Origin of the sequence: Marinomonas sp. CT5, assembly GCF_018336975.1 — a bacterium.
Classification (GTDB): Bacteria; Pseudomonadota; Gammaproteobacteria; order Pseudomonadales; family Marinomonadaceae; genus Marinomonas.
Window position 1 is genome coordinate 3,255,799 of the sequence record NZ_CP025572.1, and the last position, 16,444, is coordinate 3,272,242.

Sequence of the window (16,444 nt, forward strand, 5' to 3'; positions counted from 1 at the left end):
ATCCAGTAAGCGGCTTTCGTTTTATCACGCTTTTAAGCATTAACCTTGGTGAGCAAGGTACTCATCATAAGTGCCTTGAAAATCAACCACTTTTTGCTCTTTTATCTCGATCACTCGATTTGCTAAAGACGATACAAATGCCCTGTCATGGCTAACAAAGATGAGTGTTCCATCGAAGTCGAGCAACGCATTGTTTAACGCTTCAATCGCTTCCATATCCATATGGTTTGTTGGCTCGTCCATCACCAAAACATTGAGATCCATCATCATCAACTTACCAAACAACAGACGGTTCTTTTCACCACCGGAGCAAACTCGTACTTTTTTATTAAAGTCATCGGCCGTGAATAACAAGCGGCCTAACATAGCACGCACTTTTAGGTCATCATGTTTGGCTGTTCGCCATTGAGACATCCAGTCAAACAAGGTTAAATCGCAGTCAAAATCTTCCGTACTGTCTTGCGGGCAATAACCTATTACGGCATTTTCAGCCCATTTTACTTCACCCTGTTTGGCATCTAACTCTTTCATTAAGCAGCGTAAGAACGTCGTTTTACCCGCACCGTTCTCACCAATGATCGCCAGCCTTGAGCCAGCCTCTAGAATCATGTCGCCGCCAGTAAATAATAATTCATCATAGCCATGACCAAGATCCTCTAGAATCAACGCATGACGATGGAGCTTCTTATCTTGCTTAAAGGTCAACGACGGTGTCATTCGGCTAGATTGCTTAACTTCTGCCAGCTCAATTTTTTCTAATTTCTTCGCCCTAGAACTGGCTTGCTTTGCTTTCGAGGCATTAGCCGAAAAGCGATTAACAAACGCCTGAAGGTCGTCCATTTCGGCGCTTTTCTTCGCGTTCTCGGTTAATAGCTGCTCACGAATCAAAGACGAGGCTTCCATGAAATACTCATAGTTCCCTGGATAAATACGCAATTCACCAAAGTCGATGTCGGCCATGTGAGTACATACCGAATTCAAGAAGTGACGGTCATGGGAAATAATAATCATGGTGCATTTGCGTTGATTCAAAACACCAGCCAGCCAGTTGATCGTATGGATATCCAAGTTGTTAGTTGGTTCGTCCAATAGCAAAATATCTGGATTAGCAAAAAGTGCCTGAGCAAGTAATACACGAAGCTTCCAGCCGGGAGCCACTTGACTCATCAGGCCAAAATGAAACTCTTCCGCAATGCCGGCTTCCAAAAGAATATCACCAGCACGACTTTCTGCACTGTAACCATCCATTTCAGCAAATTCGGCTTCCAGTTCACCGGCACGCATGCCGTCTTCTTCACTCATCTCTGGTTTAGCGTAAATGGCATCACGCTCTTGTTTTACCTTCCAAAGAGCAACATCCCCCATAATAACCGCATCGACAACAGAGTATTCTTCAAAGGCAAATTGGTCCTGACTGAGGGTACCGACTTTCTCACCCGGTGTAATAGAAACGTTGCCTGACGTTGGCACTAATGCACCACTGAGGATTTTCATCAAAGTGGATTTACCACAACCGTTGGCGCCAATTAAGCCATAACGATTACCGTTACCAAACTTCGCTGAGATGTTTTCAAATAATGGCGTTGCGCCAAATTGCATGGTGATATTAGCCGTGGAAATCAAAAGAGAGTCCTGAAAAAGAAAATAGAAAACCGTTCAAATTTGCCGCCATTTGAGCGTACAAAATATAAACATAAAGGTGGGCGAATATAGTGATTTACGGTGACAAAGTCGAGGAATAAGGTGTTTTTTTGATAAAGCGTTTCAAGAAATCTTGGATAAAAGCAAAATGTTAGGAATTTTCTTTGCTCGGAAACACATCATCAATGTCTTGATCGGTTTTTACCACGCCACTTTCAGGCACGTCTTCATTAGTATCGGAAGGTGTTTGCGGATCTTTGGGCTGCTCAGGCTCGCTCTGATTTTGCATGCCAGCATTCCAGTAAGCACTGAGTTGAGATATCAAAAAACTCATTACCTCTTTGGTCGCGCCATTGAGGATATTTTTTCTAGCCTTTCGAGTGATATCTAGCTGCGTTGATGCACCGAGAACGAAACTGGCAATCAATCCTTCTGGACTGGTTGCTTTCTCAAGAGCATGGTCAATCGCCCGCTCACGTGACGCTTTGGCTTGTTTTTCTAAACGCTGTGTTTTTCGATACAAACGGTCACGTTGTTGGTGCATGCGTTTAATACCAAACATTGGCTAATCCTCATCCGTAGGTATAACGGCATCTAATGTGCGAGCAAAATTCATGCTTTTTAAGGTCTTTTTAACCAAATAAAGCAGTACAAAAGAACTAAGAAAAGTCGCAATGGTTGCAGTGAATAGGATACCAACGAGAGAGAAGCCGTAACTCCATGCTACAGCGGCGATACTGGCTATTAATAATAACCAAGTAGTAAGAAGCAGGAAAATCACACCGCACATTAGGGCAAGAAGCTGAGCACTGGATGCAACCCACAGTTTAGCCTCTAATGCTCCCAACCCTAATACACTTTTCAGCCAACTCTTATGAGTATCAATGACATCATCTATATCAGATTTATCTTGTTCTGAATCCGTGCGCGGTGGTGTTTCCATTTAGAACGTTCCTTCGCTTATTTACGCTTGCAAAGGAAACTAGCTGCCAAGGCACCAGCTAAGAACGCAATACCGATAGTTTTAACTGGATTTTCTTTCGCGTACTCGCCAACAGCCGTAGACACTTTTTCAGATTGAACTTTAGCTGTATCAGCAATTTTGTGAGCTTGTTCGCTAATTTGATGAGCCACTTCTTCTATGCGCTCTTGACTCTTTTCTTTCATCTCAGCGGCGCTATCAACGCCCTTATGGGCCGCTTGTGCAGCGCTGTCTACTTTTTCATGTGCTTTTGATTGGGTCGTGCTTTTGGTTGTTGTAGCCATATCTTGATTCTCCTTTTTAGAACTAGAATTAACTTTTCAACGCCAATGTAGCGACAAAAAACTGAATACATTGTTAAATACTATAGAAAAAGTAATAAAAATTTCTCGTCAGGTTTATCGTTAAAAAATTAAAAAACCAACAAGAAAACATTCTTAAACTTCGCTATTTACACTACGTGGTAAATTTATATTGGTCAAATACCTACAGGAAAACACGCTTTCTTTGCTTATTTTCTGGTTATTATTTAAAAATTCGCTTCATTCGGTAACATAGAATAAATAAATCAAGAAAAGGCCAATGGAGAATTCATGCAACTTCTTTACCTTTACCATAAAAATAAGTAAAAAAATGTCTAAAAGGATAAGCGATTGCTTACTATAGGATATAGTTAAAGTATTTTGTTATACACTAACATTCCAACCAAACACATCTGACGACAACCTGCCAACACATATTCTATTCGGAGACGGAATGAGAGTTGACCTAGAAACTGGTTCTGCACAACTGGCATCCATACCTCGTTTTCAACAAGCGATGTTACACCGTCGACGCTTGCTGTCATGGGGCATTAGTATTGCCATACTCAGTGCTATTTTCTTTTTCAGCGGATTAATCTGTGCGCTCTTTTCTCCAGATAGCATCTGGTTACCCATTCTTATTAATATTAGCGCGGCCTTAACCTTACTAGTTGCCGCCTTTCAATCGTCTTACCGAGTTAGCACTTGGAGAGCAAGTACCTTTTCAGCTTTTGATGTTTCCTCGGCTGAGAATCAAACAATAAATTTAAACACGGCTTCAGAAATAACCAATGCATCAGAAGACGATAAACAAAAGCCAAATCTTATTTCTGTGTTCTTTTCACGTTTTCATGAAAAGCACATAACTCCAATTAAGAACGCAATTGGTGAAGATGTTATCTGGATCATTGCCCTTGCATCGATAGCACTGATTTCTCTTGATTCTGTCTGGCGTCTAGATCTTCCTATATTACCTACCAGCAAGTTCGCCTATTTAATAGCCGGAACTATTCTTTTAATTGCCTTTGCATTATTAGTCGGCGAACGCTATTTAGCCAACCACAAAGACGAATGGCCAGAAGCTGGCAACCTAGCCATGCAGACACGTATGACAATTTTGGTTCTCGTTATCAGCGCCCTTTGTCTTGGCTATGCAAGTACCAGTGCTACTTGGCCTTTTCGTTTAGCGGTGCTAATTGGTTTACTTCCTTACCTTTTAGCTATTGAGCTGATTATTCGCGCCATCCTATCTATTTTTTCACCATCCCGCCCTAGTTTGGAACCTAAGCTAACCACTATTAGCTTTCTAGCAGAGTTGCTACGTTGGCCCCCTAGGCCGTTGCTACTAATACAGAATAGCCTTCAACAAGGTTTTGGAATTGATCTTAGGCAAGTCTGGGCGTTTCGCTTTATACGCCGTGCTTTTTTTCCTGTCATTGCTGTCATTGCATTAACTGGCTGGGGCCTCACTTCCGTCTATGAAATCCCTATTAATGGGCGGGGTATTTATGAAAAATTCGGTAAACCTGTAGCGGTGATTTCTTCTGGATTACACCTAGGTTTACCTTGGCCTTTGGGTCGCGTCATCATGGTTGAAAATGGTGTCGTGCATGAATTAGCCACCACCCGTTCAGATACAAAAAAGGAAGAATTAGCGCCCGCAGAAGGACCAGCTCCTGCAGGAGCCAACCGACTCTGGGATGCCACTCATAACAGTGAAAAGTCTCAGATCATTGCCAGCAGTCAAAAAGACAAACAAAGCTTTCAAATTGTCGATATGGATGTGCGTTTTGTCTACCGAATTGGCCTGAGTAACCAAGACGCCTTGAATGCGACATACAACACTACGGATTTAGCCACGCTCATACGCCGTACTGCAAGCCGTGTATTAGTTCATGACTTTGCAGGCCGAACCCTAGATGATTTACTCAGTGAACAACGTACTGCTCTTGCTCAAGATATAAATTCAGCGGTACAAAACGATTTAGACAATTTAAACAGTGGTGTTGAACTGCTTGCTACCGTCGTCGAAGCCATCCACCCGCCCGCTAAGGCCGCAAATGCCTACCATAAGGTGCAAGCGGCACAAATTAAGGTACAGGCTCTTATTGCGAGAGAAAAAGGCAAAGCCGCCGAGCTAATGAATAGCGCTCAACAACAAGCCAGCCTAATCAAAAATCAGGCCCAAGCCAATGTCAAAGACACATTGAGCCAAGCACAAGCCGCGCAAATTAAGTTTAATGCCGAAAATACTGCATCAAACAACGCAGGTGATACCTTTTTGAAAGAACAATATTACCGTTTACTCAGCGACAATATGAGCCAAGTAAACAGCTTGATTATTGATGACAGAATCACTTCAAGTCATGCCCCAACCATCGATTTCAGAAGCTTCGTTGCCCCTGTCGATTCTACTAATAAAGCGAAAACCAATTAGGAGATTCCCTTGAATCCGTCACATCCTCATCATGACCACGAATCAACTGCGGAGCCACATGTGGATCACACACACCATCACCCTAAAGCCGATGAAAAAAAGTCCTCATATTTTCGACGTTTAAGCTTTGCCTTGTTTTTAATTTTATTCGCCGCTGCTGCCGCTTGTTTAGTACAAGTCCGCTCAGGCGAAGCAGAAGTAATTACACGGTTTGGCAACCCAGTTCGTGTTTTATTGGACCCTGGTTTGGCTTGGCACTGGCCTGTCCCTTTTGAACTTTCCACCCCCGTTGATTTACGCTTACGAACAACTTCTAGTGGCTTACAAGATGTCGGTACACGGGATGGTCTACGAATCATAGTACAAGCTTATGTGGTATGGCAGGTCAAAGCTGACGACAAAAACGTAAAACGATTTATGCGCGCAGTAAAAAACCAACCTGACGAAGCCGCACGTCAACTGCGTACTTTTGTCGGTTCCGCTTTAGAAACCAGCGCTAGCAGCTTTAACTTAGCTAACTTAGTCAACACCGACGCAAGCAAAGTACAAATTATCGATTTTGAAAAGAGAGTACGCCAACAAATTGAGCAACAGTTATTAGATACTTACGGTGTACGCGTTGTTCAAGTTGGCATTGAACGCTTAACATTACCTGTGGTGACTTTAGCAGCTACCGTTGACAGAATGCGTGCTGAACGGGAAACAATAGCAACTGAGCGAACCGCTGAGGGGAAACGCCAAGCCGCAGAAATCAATTCAACGGCTCAGCGCGATGCTCGAATCTTAAAAGCCGACGCCACGGTAAAAGCAGCAGACATTGAAGCGCAATCGCTCGTCGACGCTGCCAATATATATGGCAAAGCCCATGCACAAGCACCGCAACTTTACGATCTACTACGTTCTTTGGATACCTTAAGCAGCATTATTAATCCAAATACTCATTTGGTCCTGCGCACTGATGCAGCCCCGTTTAATGCATTAGTCGATGGACCCGCACTTTTTTTGAAACCCAATAACACCCTACGTTCCAGAGAAACAAAAGAAGAGGCTAAACGACCATGATTTTTGCTAAGAAAGCAGGCGAGCCAATTGGTCACTGGTTTCAGGCTGGGCGTTTGGCTTTTATCGCTTTGTATGCGATTACTCTAATCACCGCCTTTGGTTGGTTAACCAGTAACATAAGACAAATTGGTCCAGAAAATCGCGCCGTTGTACTTGCCTTTGGTGCCATTGATCGCATCCAAAACTCTGGATTGCTATTAGCTTGGCCACAACCATTTGAGCAAGTCATTATCGTTCCTGCGGCAGATCGTATCGTCGACCGTACCGTACAAACATTGATTCGCCCTAAAGACGTTGAGCAAAGGGGTTTTAGCTACATGGCCGATGACGCCACGGCCGGCCAGGGATATTTATTAACAGGGGATTTCGGTGTCGTGCAGATTGGCGTGCATTTATTCTACAAGGTAACCGACCCCTATGCTTATGTTATGCAGGGAGAACACATTCAATTCGCTTTAGATAGAATTGTTGAACGCAGTGCCGTCATTGTATCGGCTTCTCGAGACCTCGATACCATTCTTGTTGCACGACCTGAGTTAGTTGGCTCCAGTGCCGAATCCGCACAAAAGCGTGAGCAGCTACGTAATGACTTAGTTCGAACTATCAATCAAAGCCTCTCTTCTCTGCAACAATCAGGAGCGAACTTAGGTATTCGTGTTGATCGTGTCGATATTCAACCCAATCTTCCTGTAGAGGCTGTTGATGCATTTAACGCTGTCTTAACCGCCAGCCAGTTAGCTAAACAAACCATTGCCGAGGCCAACAATAAAGCCGCCGAAATACGTCAAAAAGCGAACCAGGTATCAGATAGCATTCTGCAAGAAGCCAAGGCCAAAGCGAATGAAAGACTTGCCAAAGCTCAAACGGACACAGCAACCATTCATGGCTTAGCAACCAACCAAACTGCACTGTCAGACCCAGGATTACTATGGCGACTTTATCGTCAACGCATCAACACCATTCTTTCAAAAGCAGGCTCGGTGACAACCGTCAATCCTGAAGACGACTCCAGATTAATATTACAGGGCAAACAACCATGAGCGAGTCCACTCACTCTCACCATTCTCACGGACACCATGACCATGGACACAGCCATATTCATTTTGGCGCAGACATGCTTAGCCAAAAAGAGAAACGTACAGCCGCCCGCCAGCTGACCTTAGCGATGGTGGCTCTCGGCTTGTTAGCACTTGGACTGGTTTGGAACTGGTTGTTTCCAGAACAACAAGGAGTTAGCCAACTTTTACTTGGCTGTGCCTCAATCATGGTGGCCTTTCCAGTTTTAAAGTCCAGTTTATATAGCCTCAAACACCCAAGCCTACATGGCATTACCGACCAACTTATTGCTCTAGCTATGTTGGGAGCTTGGGCCACAGGTGATTTATTAACAGCGGCGCTATTACCTATCATCATGATATTTGGGCATATACTAGAGGAACGCAGTGTTATTGGCTCTCAAGAGGCAATTGAGGCACTAAGCGCCCTAACGCAAAGCAAAGCCCGCAAAGTCAATGCTGACGGCACCGTCATCGAAGTGGAAAACTTAACCTTAAACACTGGCGATATTGTTGAAGTTCGCGCCGGCGACCGAATTCCTGCCGATGGCGTGGTGCTTGATGGCATCGCCAGTCTTGATACCGCGCCGATTACCGGAGAATCCGTACCACAAGAAGCAACAATAGGAACAGAAGTCTTTGGTGGTGCCATCAACTTAGACGGTTTGCTGCGCCTTGAAGTCACGCGCACAGGCGACGCTTCCACATTAGGTAAAGTCATCGCGCTGATGCAAAGAGCAGAACAAGCCAAACCGCCCATAACGCGTTTATTAGAACGTTATGCAGGCCAATACATGATATTAGTTCTGATGGTGGCAGCCATTACTTGGTTCTTAACTTATGACGCCCAAGCCATGCTGGCCGTTCTTGTTGCCGCCTGCCCTTGTGCCCTTGTACTAGCGGCTCCAGCGGCTTCTATTGCAGGTATTGCGGTTGCAGCACGGCATGGCATTTTAATTCGCAGCTCGGCTTTTTTAGAAGAATTTACCGAGTTAAATTCACTGATCGTGGATAAAACAGGCACACTTACTCATGGAACACTTAGTCTGCAAGACCTTCAAGTTTCCCCCCAAACCACTGTACCCAAGACAGAACTGTATCAGCTTGCCGCTAGTCTTGGCGCCTCTAGTGGTCACCCAGTCAGTCGTGCTTTAGCAAGTTTATGTTCTCGTGAACACTATTTAGATTTACATGACGTACATGAATATCAAGGCTTAGGTGTTGTAGCAAATTCAGTGCAAGGTGAAGTCGCATTGGGACGACCAGAGCTCTTTACTCAACTAGACATTAACATCACTGAAATCCCAGAGCATGATGGTCCAATTGCAGGGTTATCTCTTAATGGCGAGTTTCTCGCTTGGTTTTTACTCGCTGATACACTCCGTACCGAAACCAAGCAGGCTTTAGCCGATTTACGAGAGCTCGGTATAGGCCGACAATTATTATTAACTGGTGACAGACAATCTGTCGCCGTCGCCCTTGCCCAAAAAGTCGGCATTACAGAAGTAATCGCTCAAGCCTTACCGGAAGACAAATTAAAGCAAGTCACGGGGGAAATTCAAAAAGGCTTCAAACCACTTGTCGTTGGAGATGGCATTAACGATTCTTTGGCATTAAAAGCTGGCGTAGTGGGCGTTGCCATGGGAGCCGGCGGCTCTGATATTGCTTTGGCTTCATCGGACATCGTCCTCATCGGCAGTGACTTACGCCGTTTAGGAACTTGCGTACGTTTAAGTCGTCGATGCCGACGAACGCTTCACTTTAACGTCATCATTGGACTTAGCTGGACAGTCGCCATTATGGCAGCCGCGGCATTTGGTGTTTTTGGTATGGCTGGTGCCGTCATTGCCGCGATTCTACACAACCTAAGCACGCTGCTGGTACTCGCGAATACGGGGCGATTGCTTAGATTTGAAGAAGTTTTAGGGGAGACAGAAAAGCCATCGGACAAGATGGTTCAATAAGATCCTTTTTGACGAGAAATAAGATGACCTTTTCTTTAAGTCAAAAGGTCATCTTGGAAACTATTTAAAACCCTTTGCCAGCTCAATCGCTCGCCGCAACAAAGGCCAGCTCAATAAGCTCTGTTGATACTCACCCGCTTTACCATTAAAAAACACGCCATAAGCATTCAATCGAAAGGCAAGAATTGCATAAAAAGCATCTACAGCTCCAGCTTGATCAAACATAAAAGGTCCTTTTGCTTGAGCAAAAATCATTTCAATACGTTCAACCTCGTTTCTCAACGCTTCGTTCAATTCCCCCAAGGGCGCAACATCATCGAATGTAAACGGACATCGGCCGCGCAGATTCATAAAACCCGAATGCATTTCCATACAAAGGCTTCTTGCTTGTGCTCTTTCTAATTGATTCTTTGGGTACAAAGCGCCATCAGAACATTCGTTAAAATATTCTGCAATCGCCAAGGAGTCATGCACAACAAAATCATCCACTAGCAGCGCTGGCACTAATCCAGTCGATGAATATTTCAATACCTCGGCTTTATATCCCTGTTTTTCTAAATTAATCGGAATAAGATCTAGCTTAATATCAGCAACCTGTCCGCACATAAGTGCACGAAGCGACCAAGTTGATAAGGTTCCCACGACTAATTGCATACTGGCTTTTCCTTTCTCTACTAATGATTACTACAGGTTACTTTAGTTTGGTCACTAAAAGCTGTTCAACTCTAACTCCTTCTAAGTCCAATACTTCAAATTTATAACCTTCATGGATGAAAAATTCGGTCCGTTTCGGCAAGCGTTTCAAGCTATAAATAATAAAACCACCAAGCGTTTCATATTGAGTACGATCTGGAAATTCTTCTATGTCTAAACTGCGCATCACATCATTGATTGGAGTCAGGCCTTCGATCAACCATGAATTAGCATCACGTTGAACGATCTGCTCTTCATCATGAGGCGTTAACAAACCATTCATAAAACCACCTAGTAGGTCCTTAACAGTAACAATACCAACAATGGTGGCATATTCATTCACAATCACAGCAAAAGCTTGAGGAGCCATTCTAAAAGCATTAAGCGCCTCAGAAAGAGTCAAAGTTTCAGGTAAATAAAACACTTCTTTATCTACCTTGTCTGGATTGATCTGAGCTGGCTCACCTTTCAACACCAGACGTAGGATTTCTTTCGAATCAATAATGCCTTCAATTTTGTCCAAACTGCCATTACAGACAAGGAAGTCATTATGGGGATGATCAATGATTTTTTGGCTGATTTCTTCACTAGTATCATCGATATCAAAATAAATAATCTGATCACGAGGTGTCATCGTGCTGGCAATATTGCGTGTTTCTAACTCAAACACATTACCAATTAGCTGATATTCCTGACTCTGCAAGCTGCCATCTTCTGCGCCGGCATCCATCATGGCAACTATGTCTTCCGTGGTGACGACTTCTTGACGCTCAATCGGCACATTAAACAAACGCAAAATCAAATTAGTAAAACCGTTAAACAAGAAAACCACAGGAGTGAGCACAAAAGTCACCCACAACATCGGTGTCACCATTCGAGTCGCTACAGCTTCAGGCATAATCATCGCCAACCGTTTTGGCAACAAGTCTGCAAACAAAATAAACAGCGACGTTAAGCAAAGAAAGGAAAAGACAAAACTTATCTGGTCTAATAATGGCCCAGAATAAAACAAGCTAATCATTTGTCTAATGTAGGGTGTAAGTGCTTGCTCACCAACAATCCCACCTAAAATAGCAATTGCGTTTAGAACAACCTGAATCATGGCGAAAAACGCACCCGGTTTTTGCTGTAGATTCAGTACGGCCTGCGCTTTCAAATTACCTTCTTCTGCAAGCACCCTTAGCTTTATTTTTCTCGCTGCAGCCATGCCTATTTCAGACATAGCAAACAATGCACTGGCAACAATTAACAAGCCAATACTAAAAACATCATTCATTATTTTCTCGCTTACTTTCCAGACACTAGGAAGGTTAAAAACAGGCTATCAATAGAGCGTAAAGCCATAAATATTGGGGCATTATAGAAGGAACTTGAAGTGATACAATGCTTATTTTTTATACTTTCAGAAGGCTAAAATAAGATACTAAAAAGCCTTATGAAGACGTAGAATAAAGCAATAAAAGAGCCGTTAAAAAAACATTAATTCGATATCAAATAGACTTTTGCAAAATGTCAGAAACACAATTGTCATGCAAAGATTTCAAAAGGTAAATCATGATTATCACTCTTACCACGCCCGCCATGTTGTTCCCTGCGGTGTCATTGCTACTACTGGCTTATACCAACCGTTTTGTGACACTGGCTTCGATTATTCGTAATTTTGATCCAAAACTTGAAGATGCAAATACCACCGAACAAATCACCAATTTACGCAAACGTATTTACCTTATCCGTCGTATGCAGGAAGCGGGGGTTATAAGCTTTTTTCTTTGTGTCATGTCCATGATGGCTATTTATCTTGAGTACCAACAAGTCGGTAGTTATATCTTTGGCGCAAGTCTGATTTGCCTAATGTACTCTCTGTATCTATCCGTTAGAGAAATCACTATATCTTGCGATGCGTTAGAAGTGCATTTACAACACTTTAGTACCAACTTTAAGAAGCAACATCGTAAAAAATAGCCATTATCATTACCGTAACACCTGAACATTAAAACCTTGCAAAGACGAGGTTTCAGGATACTGTGCAAAGTAGTCAGCAAAGTTTTCATCTATCACTTTTTTATGAGTTAAGCTGGCGTGACGAAGAAAAAGTGTACCGTTTTTACGAATCGCAAGCCCTTGATGTGACACATTCATATTTGTGCCTATGTATTTTTTTAACGCCCAATTTGGGCGAACCATACTGATAACACTCCCAGAAGGAATTCTATCTAATAAAGCTTGATTCACATGGTGGTCATCACCCAAAAAAACTTGAGTCAATGGAACATAAGGCAGGTAAGCTTTTTCTGGCTTAAAGCCTTCTCCTTGCTGATGTAACTTCGCTAATAATAACTGACAAGAACTCGATTTTTTTGCATCACAACGCATGACATCGCCAGTTAAGTTCTGATACCAAGCAGATTTATCAATTACGGCTTCCGCAACTTTAGCCCCTCCGCTTGCCACATCAGGTGTAATATCTAACAACTTATCTTGATTATTATGAAACCAATCTAAACTTGGAAAATGGTTACGTTTTACAAAAGAAACTTTCCCCTCTTTGTAACGCAGGCTTATTAATCTCGCTATAAATTCATCAGAAGAAGCCGACATGGCTCCAGCCATTACAGTTTCTACATAGGTTGTACAATCAAATGCATCAAAACGCGTTAAAGGGTCTTTGTCATATTGCCCATGTTTGCCTTCACCGACATTACCACCCACATATTCTGCACCTAAAAAAATCTGACTCAGAGACATCATTCGAGAAGCATTAGACAAATTCAATTGGTCAGCATTAGCATTAATTGTCTGGAGAAAAAGCACTTTATTCGCATCATTAATAGTATTGGCAGCCTCTATAGCAGGTGACAAGAATAAAGTGGTTATACCCACAAGGAAGACGTTTTTCATACACTTAAACATAGACACTTTCTTTCCTACCCTATTTATGAATAAAGCCTGTCATTGGGCCGACAAAAAACGGCTTAAAAAATGAACACCTTAATGCTAGTATAAACATCCACTGAAAATAAAAGGCCGCACCATGCAAATCAACAATATGTCGTTCCCATATGGCCAGCAAGGACTCCACCGTAGCCAAGAAAAATTAGATCAGGCTAGTCAGAAAGTTGCTCAGGCCTCCACCCAAACATTAAGTCAGCCTTCAACAAACAAAGCTACTGGCCTTCATGGTTCTCTGATTCAGGATGGCTTAATCGAAGCCAAAAGCAGTGAGCTAGAAGCGCAAGCTAATGCGAAAGTGATCGACGCTTCCGACAAGACCATTGGCCGACTAATCGATATCACAGTCTGATCACACTCAGCGCTTACTCCCTTAAAGTGCTTTAGCCAAAAGCGTACGAACCTCATCGACAGAGGTAAAACGCACTGCGCGATCCACCTCCTGTCCGTCCTTGAGTAATATCAACGTTGGCCACAATTTCACCCCAAACTGACGCCCCAGTCGTTTGCCTTTGCCATCAAACACCTTAATATGAGCAACCTCTTTATAAGGTTTTATCGCCTCTTCCAAAGCACGAAAAGAAGCCTGACAGTAACCGCACCATGGGGTGCCAAATTCTAAAATAGCCACCCCACTCAGGCTCTCTATCTCTTCTAAGTTAGGGGCTTCTTCTGAATATTCTGAGTTAAAGCCCTTTGTCAGTGCCTGCATAAAATATCCTCTTTTCAATATTTGAATAACCTCAATCCCTGTGAGATAAAACAAAATCAAACAATAATCACAGGATAAGGAAAATACACCATGTTTAGCCACATTATGTTAGGCGCTAACGATGTACAAGTATCAAAAACATTTTATGACGCCATTTTTAAAACGCTGGGTTGCAACGAAGGATTTGTTGATCCGAAAGGAAGATGTTTTTATCGCACAGACACGGGCACTTTTGCCATAACAAAACCCATTAACGGCGAAGCAGCAACACATGGTAACGGCAGTACTATAGGATTTTCAGCCACATCTGAAGACATGGTTAATGCATGGCATGAAGCAGGTATTAAAAATGGTGGCACCACTTGTGAAGACGCACCTGGTATTCGCTCGCTAGGATCCATTCAGCTCTATCTTGCTTACCTAAGAGACCCATCTGGCAATAAGCTTTGCGCTATGTATAGACTATAAAGCACATTAATGAGGTAGCTACGCTGAGTGGCTACCTCGTTATGTTAAATTCTTCCTTGCATTCATCTGAACCCATTTCAAACTCTCGGCAAATCCATGGTCGATTCTCGTAAATTGTACAACGAAATGTCTCCCTATCTACGGCCGAGCACCAGCCATCATCCAGTCTCAGCATGGTTTCTCCGCCCCACTCATCCACTGAGATGTGCTTATCTGGAACACCAGTCTCGCTGATAATCATCACTTCCATGCGACAACAGCACGCTTGGCAGTTAGAGCAAGTCACTTCTGACTGGGCAATGTTTTTCAAAGCGATATTCATAGAGAACGGTGTAAGACCAAGACGTGTGGATTGTGTTATGGCCTTTGGAGTTTAAGACTAAAGATCACAACGAAACCAGCAATATACAGGTGATCTAGCCTGGAAGATATGAATAGACAATAAATCAACCAAACTAAATCACTCAAATTAAAAACTTAAGGGGAGAAAGCTATACCTTAAATTTAATAACCAATTCATTTAACTCAATAGCCAAACGAGTCAATTCTGTGGTACTTGCACTGGTTTGATTTGCTCCCACCACAGTTTGTGCCGCCAAGTCACTGATCGTAGCTATATTGCTATCAATTTCTTTTGCTACTGTCGATTGCTCCTCCGCAGCACTGGCGATAATATGGTTACTATCGCTAATAGCCACGATACGAGCGGTAATTTGCTCCAGAGCTTTAGACGCTTCAGCGGCAACCGTTTGGGCTTGGCTGGATTTTTGACTGCTACTTTCCATAGAAGTAACGGCTTCATTTGCAGAAAGTTGAACTTGTCGAACCATGGTTTCAATTTCGCCAGTCGACTCTTGCGTTCGGTGTGCCAGACTTCTTACTTCGTCAGCCACTACGGCAAAGCCTCGGCCAGCTTCACCTGCACGAGCCGCTTCTATAGCGGCATTCAAAGCCAATAAGTTAGTCTGTTCTGCAACGGCGCGAATCACATCTAAGATCTGACCAATTGATGCCACTTGCTCAGCCAATTGATTAATAACTCGCGTGCTCGTGGTCATCTCTTCATTCATATCAAGGATAACCGTAGTGGTCTCACTCACTCGAGCCTTACCTTCCGCAGCTAATTTCGCCGACTCGGCAGACGCTTCTGACGTTTGTTGTGCCGTTCTGGCCACTTCATCCACCGCAGAACTCATTTGCGTAATCGCCGCCGCAGCCTGTTGAACCTCTTCACTCTGCAGAGTCAAACTATTTGAAGAGCTTTCTGTCACGGAGCTTAACTCTTCAGCCGCCGAAGCTAGTTGACTCGAAGAATCCCCAATATGTACGATGGCTTCACGCAAATTAACCTGCATCGCTTTTAAGGCTGTGGTTAAGCGAGTTAGTTCATCATTACCCTGTGCAGTAATCGGCTGTGTTAAATCTCCTTTAGCAATTATTTCTGCCGAGATCACCGCCTCCTGTAAGGGCTTGTTAATACTTTTTGATAGAACGACAGCAATGATGGATGCCCCTGCTGCTGCCACAACAATAATAACAATAATTAACGCAAAACTTTCCTCATACTGATTTAAAGAATCTGCGCTGGCTTCATCGGCCCCTTCTTGATTCGCTTTGACAATTTCCTTCAAAAGGCGAACCATACTGTCCGCAGCTTTGTTCATATCAGGTACTAAGGTATTAACAGCATCTTCATTTCCCTTCATAGACAAAGAAACCACTTCACCTTGCAACTTATAATAATTATCTTCTGCTTTCGTGAATTCGCCAAATAAACGCTTTTCACTATCCAGATAAATGGTGGCCTCATATTCTGATCGGTACTGATCCACTTCTTTCTTAACTTCTTCTAGTAAAGCTAACGTTCTTTTTTTATCAACTTCGTTAACTTCATTGAGCAACCTTAAAGTAAAGATCCTTACTCGCATCAAATTACTGTTTACGTCACCTAAACTAGCAATAGCAGGCAAAACATTCGTTTCAATCATTTCTGAGTTAGTCCGAATATTCTTCATGGCAGTCATGGTGACGGCTCCTAGACAGACCAGTAAAAGTATGATGATTGAAAAAGCCATCAGTAAACGTGATCTAATATTTATATTCCTTAACATTTTTCCTCGCACCTTTTTTAAAAAATTAAACTAAAACAACACATACGACATAAATCCTTTTAAAGGCT

At 43.0% G+C, this 16,444-nt stretch carries 17 protein-coding genes; 7 read left to right on the plus strand and 10 right to left on the minus strand.

The window, feature by feature from the left end:
* Positions 1-39: 39 nt before the first annotated feature.
* From C0J08_RS15620 to C0J08_RS15635, 4 genes are all read right to left on the minus strand, one after another.
* Positions 40-1,623, minus strand: coding sequence for an ABC-F family ATPase (locus C0J08_RS15620; RefSeq protein ID WP_212652850.1), 1,584 nt, complete (start codon positions 1,621-1,623; stop codon positions 40-42).
* Between the two features lie 169 nt (positions 1,624-1,792).
* Positions 1,793-2,203 carry a hypothetical protein gene (locus C0J08_RS15625; protein ID WP_212652851.1) on the minus strand — a complete coding sequence of 137 codons (411 nt, stop codon included), beginning with the start codon at positions 2,201-2,203 and terminating at the stop codon, positions 1,793-1,795.
* 3 nt (positions 2,204-2,206) lie between these two features.
* Positions 2,207-2,584, minus strand: coding sequence for a hypothetical protein (locus tag C0J08_RS15630; protein ID WP_212652852.1), 378 nt, complete (start codon positions 2,582-2,584; stop codon positions 2,207-2,209).
* A 17-nt stretch (positions 2,585-2,601) separates the two neighbouring features.
* Positions 2,602-2,907, minus strand: a complete 306-nt coding sequence (locus C0J08_RS15635; protein ID WP_212652853.1) for a hypothetical protein — start codon at positions 2,905-2,907, stop codon at positions 2,602-2,604.
* A 472-nt stretch (positions 2,908-3,379) separates the two neighbouring features.
* On the opposite strand from C0J08_RS15635, the gene hflK (C0J08_RS15640) reads away from it, so the two are divergent.
* The 4 genes from hflK (C0J08_RS15640) to C0J08_RS15655 are packed head-to-tail and all read left to right on the plus strand — an operon-like array spanning position 3,380 to position 9,443.
* Positions 3,380-5,362, plus strand: a complete 1,983-nt coding sequence (gene hflK, locus C0J08_RS15640) for a protease modulator HflK (protein WP_212652854.1) — start codon at positions 3,380-3,382, stop codon at positions 5,360-5,362.
* Positions 5,363-5,371: 9 nt separating this feature from the next.
* Complete coding sequence (gene hflC / locus C0J08_RS15645) at positions 5,372-6,424, plus strand: protease modulator HflC (protein WP_212652855.1); 1,053 nt, start codon at positions 5,372-5,374, stop codon at positions 6,422-6,424.
* The gene (gene hflK, locus C0J08_RS15650) at positions 6,421-7,464 is read left to right on the plus strand and encodes a protease modulator HflK (RefSeq protein WP_212652856.1); all 1,044 of its coding nucleotides are present in this window, start codon (positions 6,421-6,423) and stop codon (positions 7,462-7,464) included. Before hflC ends, hflK (C0J08_RS15650) begins: the two co-directional genes overlap by 4 nt.
* Positions 7,461-9,443 (plus strand): cation-translocating P-type ATPase, encoded by a 1,983-nt coding sequence (locus C0J08_RS15655; RefSeq protein WP_212652857.1) that lies wholly within the window; start codon positions 7,461-7,463, stop codon positions 9,441-9,443. Before hflK (C0J08_RS15650) ends, C0J08_RS15655 begins: the two co-directional genes overlap by 4 nt.
* 60 nt (positions 9,444-9,503) lie before the next feature.
* Here the strand turns inward: C0J08_RS15655 and C0J08_RS15660 are convergent, their stop codons facing one another.
* The gene (locus tag C0J08_RS15660) at positions 9,504-10,097 is read right to left on the minus strand and encodes a glutathione S-transferase N-terminal domain-containing protein (protein WP_212652858.1); all 594 of its coding nucleotides are present in this window, start codon (positions 10,095-10,097) and stop codon (positions 9,504-9,506) included.
* A gap of 37 nt (positions 10,098-10,134) precedes the next feature.
* Positions 10,135-11,412 carry a polyamine export protein PaeA gene (paeA, locus tag C0J08_RS15665; protein WP_212652859.1) on the minus strand — a complete coding sequence of 426 codons (1,278 nt, stop codon included), beginning with the start codon at positions 11,410-11,412 and terminating at the stop codon, positions 10,135-10,137.
* Positions 11,413-11,690: 278 nt separating this feature from the next.
* Between paeA and C0J08_RS15670 the strand changes: the two genes are divergently transcribed.
* The gene (locus C0J08_RS15670) at positions 11,691-12,098 is read left to right on the plus strand and encodes a DUF2721 domain-containing protein (RefSeq protein WP_212652860.1); all 408 of its coding nucleotides are present in this window, start codon (positions 11,691-11,693) and stop codon (positions 12,096-12,098) included.
* A 9-nt stretch (positions 12,099-12,107) separates the two neighbouring features.
* Here C0J08_RS15670 and C0J08_RS15675 read toward each other — a convergent pair whose 3' ends face one another.
* The gene (locus C0J08_RS15675; RefSeq protein ID WP_212656330.1) at positions 12,108-13,046 is read right to left on the minus strand and encodes an N-acetylmuramoyl-L-alanine amidase-like domain-containing protein; all 939 of its coding nucleotides are present in this window, start codon (positions 13,044-13,046) and stop codon (positions 12,108-12,110) included.
* Between the two features lie 121 nt (positions 13,047-13,167).
* On the opposite strand from C0J08_RS15675, the gene C0J08_RS15680 reads away from it, so the two are divergent.
* Positions 13,168-13,437: a hypothetical protein gene (locus tag C0J08_RS15680; RefSeq protein WP_212652861.1), complete on the plus strand. Its 270-nt coding sequence runs from the start codon at positions 13,168-13,170 to the stop codon at positions 13,435-13,437.
* Positions 13,438-13,458: 21 nt separating this feature from the next.
* Here the strand turns inward: C0J08_RS15680 and C0J08_RS15685 are convergent, their stop codons facing one another.
* Complete coding sequence (locus C0J08_RS15685) at positions 13,459-13,797, minus strand: thioredoxin family protein (protein ID WP_212652862.1); 339 nt, start codon at positions 13,795-13,797, stop codon at positions 13,459-13,461.
* Between the two features lie 90 nt (positions 13,798-13,887).
* On the opposite strand from C0J08_RS15685, the gene C0J08_RS15690 reads away from it, so the two are divergent.
* Positions 13,888-14,265 (plus strand): VOC family protein, encoded by a 378-nt coding sequence (locus C0J08_RS15690; protein WP_212652863.1) that lies wholly within the window; start codon positions 13,888-13,890, stop codon positions 14,263-14,265.
* A gap of 31 nt (positions 14,266-14,296) precedes the next feature.
* Here C0J08_RS15690 and C0J08_RS15695 read toward each other — a convergent pair whose 3' ends face one another.
* Positions 14,297-14,575 (minus strand): YkgJ family cysteine cluster protein, encoded by a 279-nt coding sequence (locus C0J08_RS15695; protein ID WP_249344330.1) that lies wholly within the window; start codon positions 14,573-14,575, stop codon positions 14,297-14,299.
* Positions 14,576-14,756: 181 nt separating this feature from the next.
* On the minus strand, positions 14,757-16,376 hold the full coding sequence (locus C0J08_RS15700) for a methyl-accepting chemotaxis protein (RefSeq protein WP_212652865.1): 1,620 nt from the start codon (positions 16,374-16,376) through the stop codon (positions 14,757-14,759).
* Between the last annotated feature and the right edge of the window lie 68 nt (positions 16,377-16,444).

Coding starts and splice junctions, on each gene's coding strand:
- C0J08_RS15625 (WP_212652851.1), bottom strand. CDS start 2,203: ATGTTTGGTATTAAACGCATGCACCAACAACGTGACCGTTTGTATCGA.
- C0J08_RS15630 (WP_212652852.1), bottom strand. CDS start 2,584: ATGGAAACACCACCGCGCACGGATTCAGAACAAGATAAATCTGATATA.
- C0J08_RS15635 (WP_212652853.1), bottom strand. CDS start 2,907: ATGGCTACAACAACCAAAAGCACGACCCAATCAAAAGCACATGAAAAA.
- hflK (WP_212652854.1), top strand. CDS start 3,380: ATGAGAGTTGACCTAGAAACTGGTTCTGCACAACTGGCATCCATACCT.
- hflK (WP_212652856.1), top strand. CDS start 6,421: ATGATTTTTGCTAAGAAAGCAGGCGAGCCAATTGGTCACTGGTTTCAG.
- C0J08_RS15655 (WP_212652857.1), top strand. CDS start 7,461: ATGAGCGAGTCCACTCACTCTCACCATTCTCACGGACACCATGACCAT.
- C0J08_RS15660 (WP_212652858.1), bottom strand. CDS start 10,097: ATGCAATTAGTCGTGGGAACCTTATCAACTTGGTCGCTTCGTGCACTT.
- paeA (WP_212652859.1), bottom strand. CDS start 11,412: ATGAATGATGTTTTTAGTATTGGCTTGTTAATTGTTGCCAGTGCATTG.
- C0J08_RS15670 (WP_212652860.1), top strand. CDS start 11,691: ATGATTATCACTCTTACCACGCCCGCCATGTTGTTCCCTGCGGTGTCA.
- C0J08_RS15675 (WP_212656330.1), bottom strand. CDS start 13,046: ATGTTTAAGTGTATGAAAAACGTCTTCCTTGTGGGTATAACCACTTTA.
- C0J08_RS15680 (WP_212652861.1), top strand. CDS start 13,168: ATGCAAATCAACAATATGTCGTTCCCATATGGCCAGCAAGGACTCCAC.
- C0J08_RS15685 (WP_212652862.1), bottom strand. CDS start 13,797: ATGCAGGCACTGACAAAGGGCTTTAACTCAGAATATTCAGAAGAAGCC.
- C0J08_RS15690 (WP_212652863.1), top strand. CDS start 13,888: ATGTTTAGCCACATTATGTTAGGCGCTAACGATGTACAAGTATCAAAA.
- C0J08_RS15700 (WP_212652865.1), bottom strand. CDS start 16,376: ATGTTAAGGAATATAAATATTAGATCACGTTTACTGATGGCTTTTTCA.